A 15,364-nucleotide genomic window follows, 5' to 3' on the forward strand; every position below is an offset into this window, starting at 1 on the left:
TCCGGCTCAGGTCTTCGGCAGGCGGTTGAAGAACGTGCGGTAGTGCCGGAGGGCCGGCCTCAGGTCCTCCGTCGCCACGTCCTCGCCGCTCTGCCACCGGCCTTCCACTTCCTGCTTGTGCGCCGCGAAGGTCCCGGCGAGGTTCTGCATGACCTCGGCCACCAGGGCGTCCGCCGACGTGACCGCCTGCCGCGGGTCGCCGACGAAGCGGGCCTGGATCTCGCTCCACGCCGTGCGGTACCGCTCCGCTTCCTGTCGAGCCGGGTCCTGCCGCTGCCCGCGGGCGCGCGGTTCGCGCTCGGCGACCGGCGCGCCGCACTTCTCCTCGACCGTGCGCTCGTACTCCTGCGTCCCGGGGCCTTGCCGCCTGGCTCCTGCATGTCAACTCATCAGATCCGGCGCGAAGTAGTCGCGCAGTCGGGCGATCTTCCCGTCGCGGATGCGGAAGATCTGTACGAGCGAGACGGTCACGTCCTCTCCGCCCCCGTCGAAGACCGTGTCGATCTCGGCGATGAACACGTCGGGGCCGGCGGTGGTGTGCAATACGTATCCGGACTTCTCGAAGTTCGGCGCGCCGCGGTCGTCCTCCACCTGCCGCTCGTAGTACGCCGCCATCGCGGTACGGATCTCCTCGCGGCCGACCAACCGCCTGGGGAAGGCGGCGCCGGCCGGCAGGAGCGGTGCCTCGAAGACGCCGTCCTCGGTGAAGCACTCGGCGAGGGCATCGGCGTTCCTGGTCATGGAGCCGGCGTGGACGTAGCTCTCGAAGATCTCCTGCGGCGTTCTGGACACGGCGGCCTCCCTGGACGCGGACGCGGACGCGGAAGACCACATCATCCCGGATGGCGTAGCGCCTCTGGCTCTCGTTCCGGACATCGACCAGCATGAGGAGAGCGGGACCGGCGGACGAGATGGGCACGCATGCGCGCCACTGAGAGCAACCAGGACTATCCCTTCGCTGTCACGAACACGGCCGCGGCACTGCTGGACGCTGCCGGGACGATCGTCGCCTGGACACCGGCGGCCGAGGCCCTCCTGGAGCGCCGGTCCGCGGACGTGTGCGGCCGACCGGCACGGGAGCTCCTGGCGGACGCGGGCAGCTGGCAAGCGGTTCTGGCCCAGGGCGGGCAGGGGGAGCAGGAGGGCTGGGAGGGGCGGGCCACGCTGCGGCACGGATCGGGACGGGAGCTGGAGATCGGCTTCCGCGTCATCCCGCTGAACGACGGCGCGCGCGGGGACGCGGCCCGCTGCCTCGTACTCGGCGCGCCCCTGGAGCTGGTCGCCCAATGGCGGCAGGACCACGCCTTCACGCACGAACTGTTCCTGCAGGGCCGCGTGGGCCTGGCCGTCTTCGACGCGGAGCTGCGCCTGCAGCGGACGAACACGCACCTGTTGCCGTACACCGGTGTGCCCGTCGACCTGAACGGCCGCCGCCTGGCCGACTTCCTGTGGGCCGAGGACGCGCGGATCATCGACGACCGGCTGCGGGAGGTCCTGCACAGCGGTGTCCCCCTGATCGGCTTCAACACGATCGCGCGCACCCTGGACGACCCCAGGGGCGGCCGGGTCGTGACCATCCAGGCGTTCCGGCTGCAGGAGCCCGACGGCCGTCCGATGGGTGTGGCGGCGGTGTTCACCGACGTCACCGAACACGAGCGGGCGCGTGGCCGCCTGGACCTGCTGTACCGCGCGACCGGAGCGCTGGGCGGTTCGCTGTCCGTCCTGCGCACGGTCGAGGACCTGGTCGAAGTCCTGGCGCCCACGTTCGGTGATTGCGCCGCGGTGGATCTCGCGGAGACCGTTCTGACCGGCGGTGAACCACCCGCTGAAGGGCATCTCACGCTGCCGCTGATCCGGATGGCCGTCGCCGGAGCGGAGACGGACGCGCTGCGCACGGGTACGGTCCGGTTGACGGCTGCCGGGCCCGGGGCGCGGGAATGCCGGGGCGAGCTGGTCACCGGCCTCGGAACCCGACCCGCGGGGCCCGGGGACAACGCGGCCCCGGAGTGGGCCACCACCGTCCCGGGTGCGCACTCGGCGATGACGGCGCCGCTGTGCGCGCGGGGCATCGTTTTCGGCGGGCTCACGCTCTGGCGGAGGGGGGACAGCGCCCCGCTGGAGGAGGACGACCTGGCGCTCCTGGAGGAGATCGCCGCCCGTGCGGCCGTCGCCGTGGACAACGCGCGGCGGTACACCAAGGAACGCCGCACCGCCCTGGGCCTGCAGCGCAGCCTCCTGCCGCCGGCCACCTCGGACACGCCCGCGCTGGAATCCGCCAGCCTCTACCTGCCCGCCGACGCGGACAGCGGAGTCGGCGGCGACTGGTTCGACGTCATCCCGCTGTCGTCGGCCCGTGTCGCCCTGGTGGTCGGGGACGTCGCCGGTCACGGGCTGCACGCCACAGCCATGATGGGACGTCTGCGCAGCGCCGTACGCGCGATGGCGGACCTGGAACTGGAACCCGAGGAACTGCTGGCGCACGTGGACGACATGGTCCTGCAGGTCGTCGCCGAGGTCGAAGGCGACCACTCGGACGACGGCGACGCGGGCCCTCCGCTGCCCGGCGGACCGGTCGGGGCCACCTGCCTGTACGCCGTCTACGACCCGGTCACCCGGAATTGCGTCATGGCGAGCGCCGGACACCCGCCGCCGGCCGTGGTCGGCCCGGACGGAACCGTGGAGTACGTCGATCTGAGCCCCGGCCCGCCCCTGGGGGTCGGTGGCTGGCCCTTCGAACCGGTCGAACGCGAACTGCCGCCGGGGAGCGTCCTCGCCCTGTACACCGACGGGCTGATCGAACGCGGGGAGGGGGACGTCGACCAGGGCATGCGCGACCTGGCGGACCGCCTGCTGCGCGCGGACGTATTGGACCGGCCCCTGCGTCAGGCCCGGCACGACATCGTGGAAGGCCTGCCGCCGGGCAGGCTGAGGGACGACGTCACCCTCCTGCTGGCCCGTACCCGGGTGGTGGACGTCGGCTCCATCGCCACTTGGCAACTCGACGCCGACCCGGCGATCGTCGGCGAGGCGCGGCATCTCGTCCTGGATCAGCTGAGCGCCTGGGACCTCGACGAGCTCGCTTTCAGCACGGAGCTCATCGTCAGCGAGCTGGTCACCAACGCCATCCGCCACGCGGGTGGCCCGGTCCGGCTCCGGCTGATCCGGGCGGACACCCTGACGTGCGAGGTCTCGGACTCCAGCAACACGCAGCCGAGGATGCGGCGGGCGAGGAGCTCCGAGGAAGGCGGCCGCGGCCTGTACATCGTCGCCCAGCTGTCGCACCGCTGGGGCAGCCGCTACACCATGGGGGGCAAGACCGTGTGGTCCGAACAGAACCTGCCCCCCGCCTGACGCCGCCGTCCGGCTTGCGGGGTGGACACCCCTGCCCCACAGTCCGAGACATGGACGCGCGCGAGGCAGCGCTCCGACGGGCACACGCCCATGCCGTCCGCCGGCCGGCGAGCCTGAACGACCGCCGCGTTCCCGCCCGCGCTTCGGTCGACGAGATCGTGCGCACGCTCGGTGACGAACCGCCCGACGCTCCCAGCCCTCCCGTCGACGTCGTCGACCTGCTCGCCACGGCCTGCGAGCCGGGGCTACGTCCCCTACGACTGCGGCCTCGCCGTCGTGCGCGATGCTTCCGCTGTCCGGGCGGCGATGGGTCTGCGCGGCGGCTAACTCATCCAGGACGAACAGGGCGACCCCATCGGCAAGGTCTCCGAACTCTCCCGGCGCGGCAGGGCCTTCACCGTGTGGGCGGCGCTCAGGTCCCTCGGCCGGTCGGGCGTGGCCGATCTCGTCGAGCGGCTGTGCGGGCACGCCGCCGCGTTCGGCGACGGCGAGCGTACGGAACGGGTACTCACCCGGCTGCTCGACGACGGCACGGCCTGGATCAGCGGCTCCACGTGGCGCGGGCGACGCGTCATGCGCATCTCCGTGAGCAACTGGTCGACGACCGACGAGGACGTGACGCGCGCGCTCTACGCGATCCGGCGTGCGTCCGCCGGTGCCTGACACTGTGTCGGCACCGGCGGTGAGGTCGCGTCACGCGACGGCGGTCCCCTCGACCTCGACCATCAGGGTGGGGATCGCCAGCCGTGTCACCCCGAGCATCGTGGTCGTCGGCGCCACCCCGGCGGCGCCCAACCGCGACGCCAGCACCCCGTAGTGCCGGAAGAGCAGATCGACGTCGGTGGTGTAGACGTTGAGCCGGACGAGGTTCGCGAGGGACATGCCGGCCTCGCCGAGAACGGCCTCCAGGTTGTCGAGGCTCAGTGCCAACTGCGCCTCCATGTCACCCTCGTGCCGGGGCTCGCCGTCGCCGCTCATCGCGGTCTGCCCGGCGCAGTACAGGGTGCGGGTCTGCCCGGAGACGATCTCACCCTGGTTGTACCCCAACTCCAACGACCACGGCCACGGGTTGACCGCCGTTCGTTCCACAGCCATATGAACTCCATCCGATCCATCGGCAGTACGGACGCCTCGTCGACGTCGTGTGGAAAGCCTCCCAACGAATCACGACATCGACTGTCATGTATTTCGGTAGAGTTTTCACATGCGCGCCCACCGGTTGGTCTCACTGGTGCTGCTGCTGCGCCAACGCGGTCGGCTGTCCGCGGCCGCGCTGGCCCGCGAGCTGGAGGTGTCCACGCGCACCGTGCTGCGTGACATCGACGCGCTGTCCGCGGCCGGCGTCCCGGTCTACGCCGAACGCGGCCGACACGGCGGTTTCTCGTTGCTGCCCGGTTTCCAGACGGAGCTCACCGGGCTGAACCACGACGAGGCGCTCGCCCTGCTGATCGCCGGATCGCGGCGCGGCGCGCAGGTGTTCGGGCTCGGCTCGGCGCTCGCTTCGGCCATCCTCAAGGTGGTCGACGCGCTGCCCGACGGCCTTCGGGACACCGCGGCCGACGCGGCGCGGAGATTGCTCATCGACCCGGAGACCGACCTCCTCTCGCGCCGCGTGGCCGCCGAGGAGGTGCCCGACACCATCGTGGCCGAGGTCCGGCGCGCGGTGTTGGCCGGACACAGGCTGCGCATCCACTACGCGGCCGTGGACCAGCCCCCGAAGTGGCGCACGGTGGACCCGATCGGCCTGGTCACCGTACGCGACCAGGGCTATCTGCTGGCCGCGAGGTCCGGCACGGACCGCACCTACCGGCTGTCCCGCATCCTGGCCGCCGAGGAACTCGACGAACCCGCACAGCGACCGGACCGCGTCGATCTGGACCGGGCCTGGCAGGAACGCAGCACGCGGTTCCGGACCGGCGGGGATCAGGCAACTGTGCTCGTACGGGTGGACCCGGCGCGGCGGGAGGACCTGGTGGGCGCCGCGCTGGCCGTCCACGCGGAAGAAGCCGACACGGACGGCCGGCTGCGCCTGGAGGTGACCTTCCAAGACCCGAGACACGCCGAATGGGCACTGTGGCAGCTCGGCACGCACGCGGAAGCCCTGTCCCCACAGTGGCTGCGCACTTCCCTGCACCACCGCGCCACCGCACTCGCCGCCCGCTACGCGGCGCCGTCCTGATTCAGCGCACCCTTCCCCGGGGCTTCAGGCGCGTCGCCGGGAGCCCCGGAGCCGGGATCGGGGCGCCGAATGTTCGCCCGGGTCCTCAGGGAGTCGGGGCCTGCGCCGTGTGAGTGGGGGCGAACATGCGGAGCAGGGCCGGGAGGACCAGAACGCTCGGGCCTGGGGTGGCAAGGGCGGCGGTCAGATCGCGTTCCATACCCGCGGGGGTGGTCAGGGAGGCCGGTACTCCGAACGACTCGGCCAGTCGGACGAAGTCCGGGCGGGCCAGTTCGGTCGCAGTAGCCTCGCCGAAGGTGTCCGTCATGTAGTCGCGGAGGATGCCGTATCCGCCGTCGTCGACGATCAGCCACGTGACGTTCAGGCCGAGTTGGCGGGCGGTGGCGAGCTCGGCGATCGAGTACATCGCCCCGCCGTCCCCGGAGACCGCGAGCACCGGCCGGTCCGGGGAGGCGACCGCCGCCCCGAGCGCCGCAGGAAATCCGTAGCCGAGGCCGCCGGCGCCCTGGGCGGAGTGCATGACGTTCGGTACGCGAGCGTCGAAGGCGGACCAGGCCCAATAGCCGAGGATCGTCATGTCGAAGAAGACCGGGGCGTCGTCGGGCAGAGCGCGTCGGAGCGAGGCCAGCAGGTCACGTTCCAGTCCCAGCTCCTGTTCGTCGAGACGTGCACCGACCCGCTTGAGGAGACCGGCTGCCGCCTCCTCGGCGCGGCCGTCCGGCTCCATGACCGGAATGGAGTCGAGCAGCCCGGCCAGGGCGCGTCTGGCGTCGGCGTGGATGCCGAAGGCGGGGTGGTTGGACTCCAGTTTGCCGAGGTCGGCCTCGATCTGGATCAGGCGGCCGCGCGGGGCGAACGTGTGGTAGTTGCTGGAGAGTTCACCGAGTCCGGAGCCGACCACGAGCAGGACGTCGGCGTCTTCGAGCAGATCGGTGGTGTGGCGGTCCTCCAGCCAGGACTGGAGCGAGAGGGGATGCTTCCAGGGGAAGGCGCCCTTGGCTCCGAAGGTGGTGGCGACCGGGGCGCGCAGCATCTCGGCGAGGTGCAGCAGTTCGTCGGTAGCGCCCGAGCGGATCACTCCGCCGCCCGCCAGGATGACCGGCCGCTCGGCTTGTGCCAGAAGAAGGGCGGCCTCGGCGATCAGCTCGGGCCGGGGAGCCAGGGGGCGGGGGTCGGCGCGCAGGCCGATCACTGGAGGGACGGTGGTCGGTGCGAGCAGTACGTCCTGGGGGATCTCCACCCAGACCGGGCCGTACGGCACCGTGAGCGCGGACTCCCAGGCGGCGGCCAGGGCGGAGGGGATCTGCGAAGCGGTGCGCGCGGTGTGCACGGTTTTGACGATGTCGCGGAAGCTGGCCTGCTGGTCGACGAGTTCGTGGAGGTAGCCGTGCCGGCCGCCGCCCAACCCCGCCGAGGGGATCTGGCTGGACACGGCGAGGACCGGGACGGAGGCTGCGGCCGCCTCCTGGAGGGCGGCGAGCGAGGTGAGAGCGCCTGGTCCAGTGGAGAGGAACAAGGGGGCGACGGTACCGGCGGTGCGAGCGTAGCCGTCGGCGGCGAAGCCCGCGTTGTTCTCGACCCGTAGGCCCACGTAGCGCAGTGAGGAACGGCGCAATGCGTCAAAGAGGCCCAGGGCGTGCTGGCCGGGGAGGCCGAAGACGCATTCGGCGCCGAGCGCGGAGAGGGATTCGACGACGAGGTCGCCGCCGTTGCGGATGTGGCTCACAGGATGCCCTCGCGAGGTGTTTCGGTGGTCATCGGCGTCTCTCAGTTGGCGTGGTCGGGGGCTATGCGCTCGACGAGGCGGAGGAGGGCGGCCCAGGCCAGGTCGTACGCCTGGTCGTCCTGGAAGTCGGATCCGTGCTCGTCTCCGGAGAGTTGGCGGGCGGTCAGTTCACGGACCTCGGGGGAGGGGATCCGCAGCGGAGCGCCACCCGCCATGGCCGCGGTTTGGATCTGGCAGGCGTTCTCCAGGTAGTGCATGCGCAGGAAGGCCTGGGCCGGGCTCGTGCCCACGGTCAGCAGGCCGTGGTTGCGCAGGATCATCGCGGGATGCTCTCCCAGATCGGCGACCAGGCGCTTTTGCTCGTCCAGGTTGAGGGCGACGCCTTCGTAGTCGTGGTAGCCCAGCCGGTTGTGGAACTCCATCGAGATCTGGTTCAGCGGCAGCAGCCCGCCCTCTTGGGCAGCTACGGCGCAGCCCGCCCGGGTGTGCGTGTGCAGGACGCAGTGGGCGTCCTCGCGGGCGCTGTGGATCGCACTGTGGATGACGAAGCCGGCCGGGTTCACGGGGTGGGGGCTCGGCTCGACCGCGTTGCCGGACAGGTCGATCTTCACCAGGTTGGAGGCGGTGATCTCCTCGAAGAGCAGACCATAGGGGTTGATGAGGAAGTGCTGCTCGGGGCCGGGGAGGCGGGCCGAGATGTGGGTGAAGATCAGGTCCGTCATCTTGAAGTGCGCCACCAGGCGGTAGACCGCGGCGAGTTCTCGGCGCAGCTCGAGTTCGGTGGTGTCCATGGGTCTTCCGTCTGTCCCGTCAGTGCTGGGAAACCGCGGACGCGGCGACTGCAGTGGCATTGGGCTGTACGGCGTGGGCGGTGTCCTGACCGGCCAGGCGGCGGCGCCATTGCTCCAGGATCGCGGCGTCCGTGGGCCGAGTGGCGAGGCTGACCACCAGGTAGGCGACCAGGCTGACGGCGAGGCCGTAGTAGATGGGTTCGTTGGCCAGGATGCCCTTGGTGGCCATCAGGGTGATCACGGTGAGCCCTCCCGCGGTCATCGCGGCGAGCGCGCCCTGGAGGTTGCCGCGCCGCCACAGCAGGCCGCCCAGGATGGGGACCAGGAGGCCGCCGACGAGCATGTTGTACGCGACGGTCAGGGCGGCGAGGACGTCGTCGAGCAGGCAGGCGATGACGATCGATACGACACCAAGGATCACGATCGTCACGCGGTTGGAGCGGACTTCGTCGTGGTCATCGGCCAGAGCCGGGGCCGGGCGTCCGCCGAGGACGCGCAGTCGGGCCCAGATGTCGTTGTTGGCCACCGTCGCCGACGCGATCAGGGCGCCGCTGGCGGTGGACATCATCGCGGACAGTGCCGCCGCGAGGACCAGGCCCTTGATACCGGTCGGCAGCAGGTTCTTGACGACGGTCGCGAAGGCGCTGTCCGCGCTCTCCAGCGTGGGGTAGAGGGTTTTGGCGGCCATGCCGATGAACGCGCCGGCCAGGGCGTAGACCAGGCAGTACACGCCGGCGACGGTTCCGCCGTAGGAGGCGACCTTGTCGGTGCGGGCGGTGAAGATGCGCTGCCAGATGTCCTGGCCGATCAGCATGCCGAACGTGTAGATCAGCACGAAGGTGAAGATGGTCTCCCCGCCGATCGAGGTGAAGGAGAAGTAGTCGTCCGGGAGCTCGTCCTTCATCTGCGCGAAGCCGCCGGCCTTGACCACCGCGATCGGCAGGAGCAGCACCAGTACGCCGATGCTCTTCACCACGAACTGCACCATGTCGGTGAGGGTGATGGACCACATGCCGCCCATGGCCGAGTAGCCGACGACGATGGAGCCGCCGATCACCACGGCCGCCCAGCGCGGTACGTCGAACAGTACGTCGAATACGGTCGCATAGGCGATGGTGGAGGTGACGACCAGCATCAGCGTGTAGATCCACATCACCAGCCCGGAGATGATGCTCGCGGCGTCGCCGTAGCGCAGCGAGAGCATCTCGGCGACGGTGTAGACCTTGAGCCGGGCGATGCGGGCGGAGAAGAAGACGCTCAGGGCCAGCAGGCCCAGGCCGATGGCGAAGACCATCCAGGCGCCCGAGATGCCGTAGGTGTATCCGAGGCGCACACCGCCGATGGTCGAGGCGCCGCCGAGGACGACGGCCGCCATGGTGCCGGTGTACATCAGGGGGCCGAGACGGCGGCCGGCGACGAGGAAGTCGCTCTTGGAAGCGGCGCGTCTCTTGCCCCACCATCCGACTCCGACGATACCCAGCAGGTATCCGATCATCACCATGTAGTCGATCGTCATGAGGGGTCCTCCAGTGTGGTGCGGCCGCGAGAGGAGGGGCCGCCCAGTGGCTTCCGATGAGGGGGAACCGACTGCCGCCGTCGCGAGGGTGGGGTGACGGCGGCAGGGCTGGTAAGGCGGGGATAAGAGGGACGCTATTCCGGTTACGGACTCCCAGGAAGGGCAGATTTCATCCAATGCGATGGTGGAGAATGGATGAACCATCCAACGGAACCATCCAACGGACGGACGGCATGACGGCATGACCACTCCCCACGAACCCGCGCCCGGCTCCCCCGCCCTGCCCCTCGCCACACTGCTGGCCGACCCCGAGCTGGGTCTGGAGCAGATCGCGGGCCCGGTCGACGACCGCCTGATCGGCACCGCCGGCACGACCGAGGTCGAGGACCCCGCGCCCTACCTGATCGGCGGCGAACTGCTCCTCACGGCCGGCGTGCGCCTCCCGCAGACGGCCGAGGGCATCGACGCCTACGTACGCGGCGTGGTCGGGGCGGGAGCCGCTGCGCTGGGATTCGGCGTGGCACCGGTGTACGACGAGGTGCCGCCGGACCTGATCACCGCCTGCGAGCGGCACGGCCTGCCCCTGCTGCGCGTCCCGGTCGCCACCCCGTTCGTCGCCATCGGGCGTTCCCTCTACGGGGCGATGGCCGCGGCCAGCACCCGCGACCTGCGGCAGATCTCCCAGGCGCAGTCCGGCCTCGCCTCCGCCGCGGCCCGTCCCGACGCGATGCCCGCCGTCCTGCAGCAGCTCTCCGCCCACCTCGGCGCCTGGACCGTACTGATCGACGCGCACGGCCGGGAGCTGTTCAGCGCCGGAACCCGGCCCGCCCCCGCCGTCCGGCAGCAGCTGCTCGACCTGGCCGCCCGCACCATGGCGCGGTCACGGCACACCGGGACGGGCCGCACCCAGCCACCGACCGCCGCTGCCGAACACCACGCGGGCAGCCGGCTCACCGTGCACACGCTGCCCGGCCGGGAGGGCGGCACCGGGCCGCTGGTCGTCGGCATCGCCGCCGCCACGCCCCCCACGGTCGTCCACCGCTCCGTGACCGGCGTCGCCACCGTCCTGCTCTCCCTGCTCACCAGCCCCCGGCACGCCCTCGGCACGGACGCCGCCGGCGCGGGCGCGCTGGTCCGGCTGATGCTCGGAGCATCGCCCGCCGCCGTCGCCCCCGCCCTCCTCCCGGCCGACGCACCGCCCGCCGGCCGCTGGGTCGTCGTCCACGGCCACCGCGCCAGGCCGAAGGCCGGCCCGACGGCCACCGCCGACGGCGACGCCGTACAGCTCGCGGCCCTCGGCACCGCCCTGGGCACCTCCTACCTCGACCTGAACGGCGACGCGCTGCGCGCCCTCGTCCCTGGCGGACACGGAATCGAGGCCGATGCCGACGCCGCCGCCCGGCTGGGCTGGACCCTCGGCTTCAGCGCACCCGTGCCCACCGTCGACCTGCCCGTAGCCGACACTCAGGCCGAACGTGCACTGCGGCGCGCCCTGGCCACCCGCGAGCCGGTCATGCACCATCGTGCCGAGGAGCAGAGTGTCCACGGCATCGTCAAGGCCGCCGACGCGACCGCGCTGGCCCGCGCCCGCTTCGCCCCGCTCGACATCGCGACGTCGCCCGGACCCACCGTCCTACTGGAAACGCTGCGCACCTGGCTCGCCCTGCACTGCAGTTGGGATCAGACGGCCACCGCACTCCAGGTCCACCGCAACACCGTCCGCCACCGCATCGGCCGCGTGGCCGAGCTGCTGGGCACCGACCTCCAGGACCCCGACGTTCGCATGGAGCTGTGGTTCGCCCTGCACTGGCTGCCCGGCGAGCGGCCGACCGGGAGTGGGGGCGACCTGCCGTGACACCGCCCGCGTTCCGCCGGCGGAAGGGGGACCTCACTGCTACAGCCGCGCCCATGACTACGCAGAGTGCTAGAACAGAGGTATGAGCCCATCCGATGGGCGTTCACACACCCGGAGCACGGGCGACAGTGCCGACCAGGCGCCCCGGCACTCGTGGGGCCGGAGTTCCCGCTCGCTCTTCAGCGTGCACAGCGTCGCGGGCCAGGTCTTCCTCCTGCAGCTGACCCTGGCCGTGCTGCTGGTCATCGCCGCCGTGAGCGCCCTCGTCCTCCTGGCTCGGGACGGCAGCATGCGGGCGGCCCGGCAACGCTCGGTGGCGGGTGCCGAGGCGTTCGCCCATGCACCGGGGACTTTGAGTGCCATGAAGGCCGACAACCCGAGCGCGCTGCTGCAACCGGCTGCCGAGGCGGCCCGTACCGCCTCCGGGGTCGACTACGTCGTCGCGTTCAGCCCCGCGGGCATGCGATGGTCGCACCCCGACCCCCGTCTCATCGGTCGGCACGTCACCGGCACGTTCGAGCACGGTCTCGCGGGCGAGCCGTACACGAGTGTCTTCGAGACCCCTGTCGGGCAGGCCGTGGACACGACCGTACCGGTCATCGGCACCGACGGGTCGGTCGTGGGCATGGTGGCCGTCGGCATCTCGGTGGAGAACGTGAATGAAGCCGTGACGGACCAGCTGCCCCTGCTTCTGGGGGCCGCCGCCGGCGCGCTGCTGCTCGTCACGGCCGGGTCGGTCCTGGTGAGCCGGAGGCTACGGCGCCAGACGCACGGCTTGGATCCGGCGGAGCTGAGCCGGATGTACGAGCATCACGACGCGGTGCTGCACGCGGTTCGCGAGGGCGTCGTCATCACCGGCGGTGACGACCGGATCCTGCTCGCCAACGACGAGGCGCGGCGACTGCTGGAGCTGCCCGCGCACGCGGAGGGCCGGCCGGTCTCGGAACTGGGACTTGACCCGCACATAGCCGACCTGATGGTCTCGGATCGCGTGGTGACCGATGAGGTCCACCGCGCGGGAGACCGCCTCCTGGCGGTGAACGTCCGGCCGACGGCCCCGTACGGCGGGCCCGCCGGAAGCGCGGTGACGCTGCGGGACTCCACCGAACTCCGTGCGCTCGCCGGCAAGGCGGAGGCCGCCCGGGAGCGCCTCCAGTTGGTGCACGACGCCGGGGTACGGGTCGGCACCACCCTGGACGTGGTGCGCACGGCCGAGGAACTGGCCGAGCTCGGTGTCCCCCGTTTCGCCGACGTCATCACGGTCGAACTCCTGGAGCCCGTCCTCAGCGGAGGGGAACCCTCCAAGGGAACCATGCAGATGCGCCGGACGGCCGTCACAGGTGTGCCACCTGACGGGCCGCTCTACCCGGTGGGGGAACTGATCGACTTCGTGCCCACCTCTCCGATGGCTGCGAGCATGGCAAGCGGCCGCGCGGTCCTCGAAGCGGATCTGAGCACGGCTCGCGGATGGCAGGCCCAGGATCCCGAGCGGGCCCGGCAGGTCGTGGAGTACGGCATCCGCTCGCTGATCACCGTGCCACTGAGGGCGCGGGGCGTCGTCCTGGGGCTCGCTGACTTCTGGCGTACGGAGGCCGGCAAACCCTTCGAGCAGGAGGACCTGACCTCCGCCGAAGAACTGGCAGCCAGGGCGGCCGTCGCCATCGACAACGCCCGCCGCTACACCCGCGAACACGCCATGGCGGTCACCCTGCAGCGCAGCCTTCTCCCCGCAGCCTTCCCCGAGCAGTCTGCGGTCGAGGTGGCCTACCGGTACATTCCCGCCGAAGCCGGTGTCGGCGGCGACTGGTTCGACCTCATCCCCCTGCCCGGCGCCCGGGTTGCCCTGGTCGTGGGCGACGTCGTGGGGCACGGACTGCACGCGGCGGCGACCATGGGTCGGCTGCGCACCGCAGTCCACAACTTCTCGACCCTCGACCCGGCCCCCGACGAGCTCTTGAGTCACCTGGACGAACTGGTCGCCCGGATCGACGACTACGGGACGCGCGAAGGCGCCGACCTCGGAATCACCGGTGCGACGTGCCTCTACGTCATCTATGACTCGGTGACCGGCCGCACGACGCTCGCCTCGGCCGGCCACCCCATCCCAGCGGTGGTGAACCCTGACGGCACCGTCGCCTTCCCTGACGTCCCTGTCTCACCGCCCCTCGGCCTCGGTGGGAACATGCCCGCGGAGGCCGCGGAGTTCGTCGTGCCCGAGGGCTCGCGACTGGTCCTGTACACCGACGGACTGATCGAAGACCGTCACCGGGACTTCGACGCCGGACTGGAGCGGCTTCGCTCCGTGCTCCCCGTGGCCGCGCGGAACCCACCGGAAGAGATGTGCACAGCGATCATGAACACCATGCTCATGACACGCCCCAGCGACGACATCGTCCTGATGGTCGCCCGCACTCGGAAGCTGGCGCCGGACAGGATCGCTGAATGGGAGGTTCCCTCGGATCCCGCGGCTGTCGGCCCCGTCCGCTCTCAGTGCATCCGCACACTGGAATCCTGGGGACTGGACGAGATCACGTTCACCGCAGAACTCGTCTTGAGCGAGCTGATCACCAACGCCGTCCGCTACGGCACCCAACCCATCGGCGTCCGCCTGCTGTTCGACCGCACCGTGGTCTGCGAAGTCTCCGACGGCAGCAGCACCTCTCCTCACCTGCGCCGCGCGGCCACCACGGACGAAGGCGGACGCGGCCTTTTCCTCGTCGCCCACTACGCGGAACGCTGGGGCACTCGCTACCCGCCCCGCGGGAAGGTGATCTGGGCCGAGTTGTCTCCGCACGCGGAACACGAGGAGCCGAGCATCGAGTTGACGGACGACTTCCTGGACCAATGGGATGACTCCGAGTTGTAGCTCCACCCACCCGCCAGGCGCCCCGCCACCTCCTCCCCGGGAGCAATCCCCGAAGGAGGGGCGGCCTCTCTTCAGCCGGTCTCCACTGATCGGCCTGATCCAGAGACTCCAGGTCAGCGCACCCGTCCCCTTGGTTTCAGGTGGGTTGGGGGAATCTCGGGAGCCGGGATCGGGGGCCCGTCGTAGCCTTTGACCTCGCCGAACCGGGTTCCGTTCATCCAGTCCTCGCGGGCCTGAACGACCTCTTCATGACTCCTGGCGACCCAGTTCCAGAACATCACGATCTCCTCCTCGAACGGCTCGCCGCCCAGGAGCATCAGGCCCGCGTCGGAGACCGCGCGCAGGGGGAGTTCGGTGCGGCCGCAGCCCAGGTAGAGCATCGAGCCGGGGAGGAGGGGGACGCCGTCGACGTGGGCTTCGCCCGACATCGACAGGACCGCGTACTCGAAGTCCGGCTCGAGCGGGAGGCGGGTCTCGGTGCCCGCCGCCAGGGCCAGGTCGGCGCCGACGATCGGGGTGTACGCCGTACCGGGCGAGGTTGCGGTGTCCAGGGTGCCCAGGATGACCGTCGCCGTCAGGCCCGGGGCCGTCACGTGCGGGAGCTCCGGGTGGTGCTGGAAGTGCGGTTCCACGTCCCGGTGGGCGTCCGGCAGGGCGACCCACAGTTGGGCGCCGTGCAGGAAGCGGGCGTGCGGGCGCGGGCTCTCCTCGGAGTGGCTGATGCCGCGGCCGGAGGTCATCAGGCCCAGCTCGCGCGGGCGGACCGTGGCGAGGCTGCCGACGCTGTCGCGGTGCAGCACCTCGCCCTCGTGGAGCCAGCTCACCGTCTGGAGTCCGGAGTGGGGGTGGGGAGCGACCTGCATGCCGGGCTCGTCGGCGATGTCGTCCGGTCCGTAGTGGTCCACGAAGCACCAGGCGCCCACCATGCGGCGGCCCAGGTTCGGCAGGAGGCGGCGTACCTCGGTGGACTCCCCGAGCTTGACGGTGCGCGGGCTGAGGAGCTCGCGTACCGGTTCGGCCACGACGAAGCCGCGGCCGCCGCAGGTGGAGAGGGCGGGCTGGCGATCGAGATTGCTCATG

Annotated in this window: 12 protein-coding genes; 5 read left to right on the plus strand and 7 right to left on the minus strand. The window is 71.1% G+C overall.

The genetic code is table 11. The annotated features are described in order from the left end of the window. Positions 1 to 6: 6 nt before the first annotated feature. Together ACGFYU_RS10740 and ACGFYU_RS10745 are read right to left on the minus strand one after the other, a co-directional pair. Positions 7 to 162, minus strand: a complete 156-nt coding sequence (locus tag ACGFYU_RS10740) for a hypothetical protein (RefSeq protein ID WP_393826920.1) — start codon at positions 160 to 162, stop codon at positions 7 to 9. Positions 163 to 381: 219 nt separating this feature from the next. After that, positions 382 to 792 (minus strand): nuclear transport factor 2 family protein, encoded by a 411-nt coding sequence (locus ACGFYU_RS10745; RefSeq protein ID WP_393826921.1) that lies wholly within the window; start codon positions 790 to 792, stop codon positions 382 to 384. 129 nt (positions 793 to 921) lie between these two features. Between ACGFYU_RS10745 and ACGFYU_RS10750 the strand changes: the two genes are divergently transcribed. Next, positions 922 to 3,351, plus strand: a complete 2,430-nt coding sequence (locus tag ACGFYU_RS10750) for a SpoIIE family protein phosphatase (protein WP_393826922.1) — start codon at positions 922 to 924, stop codon at positions 3,349 to 3,351. Positions 3,352 to 3,786: 435 nt separating this feature from the next. Beyond that, positions 3,787 to 4,014 (plus strand): hypothetical protein, encoded by a 228-nt coding sequence (locus ACGFYU_RS10755; protein WP_393826923.1) that lies wholly within the window; start codon positions 3,787 to 3,789, stop codon positions 4,012 to 4,014. Between the two features lie 30 nt (positions 4,015 to 4,044). Here the strand turns inward: ACGFYU_RS10755 and ACGFYU_RS10760 are convergent, their stop codons facing one another. Continuing rightward, positions 4,045 to 4,440, minus strand: a complete 396-nt coding sequence (locus tag ACGFYU_RS10760; protein ID WP_393827139.1) for a RidA family protein — start codon at positions 4,438 to 4,440, stop codon at positions 4,045 to 4,047. 115 nt (positions 4,441 to 4,555) lie between these two features. Between ACGFYU_RS10760 and ACGFYU_RS10765 the strand changes: the two genes are divergently transcribed. Then, positions 4,556 to 5,530 (plus strand): helix-turn-helix transcriptional regulator, encoded by a 975-nt coding sequence (locus ACGFYU_RS10765; RefSeq protein ID WP_393826924.1) that lies wholly within the window; start codon positions 4,556 to 4,558, stop codon positions 5,528 to 5,530. Positions 5,531 to 5,615: 85 nt separating this feature from the next. Here the strand turns inward: ACGFYU_RS10765 and ACGFYU_RS10770 are convergent, their stop codons facing one another. Genes ACGFYU_RS10770 through ACGFYU_RS10780 form a run of 3 tightly spaced genes read right to left on the minus strand, consistent with a single transcriptional unit; the run spans position 5,616 to position 9,563 of the window. Next, the gene (locus ACGFYU_RS10770; RefSeq protein WP_393826925.1) at positions 5,616 to 7,256 is read right to left on the minus strand and encodes a thiamine pyrophosphate-binding protein; all 1,641 of its coding nucleotides are present in this window, start codon (positions 7,254 to 7,256) and stop codon (positions 5,616 to 5,618) included. A 41-nt stretch (positions 7,257 to 7,297) separates the two neighbouring features. After that, positions 7,298 to 8,047, minus strand: coding sequence for a class II aldolase/adducin family protein (locus ACGFYU_RS10775; RefSeq protein WP_393826926.1), 750 nt, complete (start codon positions 8,045 to 8,047; stop codon positions 7,298 to 7,300). A 19-nt stretch (positions 8,048 to 8,066) separates the two neighbouring features. Continuing rightward, complete coding sequence (locus ACGFYU_RS10780) at positions 8,067 to 9,563, minus strand: sodium:solute symporter (RefSeq protein WP_393826927.1); 1,497 nt, start codon at positions 9,561 to 9,563, stop codon at positions 8,067 to 8,069. Between the two features lie 241 nt (positions 9,564 to 9,804). On the opposite strand from ACGFYU_RS10780, the gene ACGFYU_RS10785 reads away from it, so the two are divergent. After that, on the plus strand, positions 9,805 to 11,418 hold the full coding sequence (locus ACGFYU_RS10785) for a helix-turn-helix domain-containing protein (protein ID WP_393826928.1): 1,614 nt from the start codon (positions 9,805 to 9,807) through the stop codon (positions 11,416 to 11,418). 82 nt (positions 11,419 to 11,500) lie between these two features. Next, entirely contained in the window at positions 11,501 to 14,284 is a 2,784-nt protein-coding gene (locus ACGFYU_RS10790) for a SpoIIE family protein phosphatase (protein WP_393826929.1), read from the plus strand. A 113-nt stretch (positions 14,285 to 14,397) separates the two neighbouring features. On the opposite strand, the gene ACGFYU_RS10795 is transcribed toward ACGFYU_RS10790, so the two are convergent. Continuing rightward, positions 14,398 to 15,363 (minus strand): pirin family protein, encoded by a 966-nt coding sequence (locus ACGFYU_RS10795; RefSeq protein WP_393826930.1) that lies wholly within the window; start codon positions 15,361 to 15,363, stop codon positions 14,398 to 14,400. Position 15,364 lies beyond the last annotated feature (1 nt).

Source organism: Streptomyces sp. NPDC048337, assembly GCF_043201175.1.
Lineage (GTDB): Bacteria > Actinomycetota > Actinomycetes > Streptomycetales > Streptomycetaceae > Streptomyces.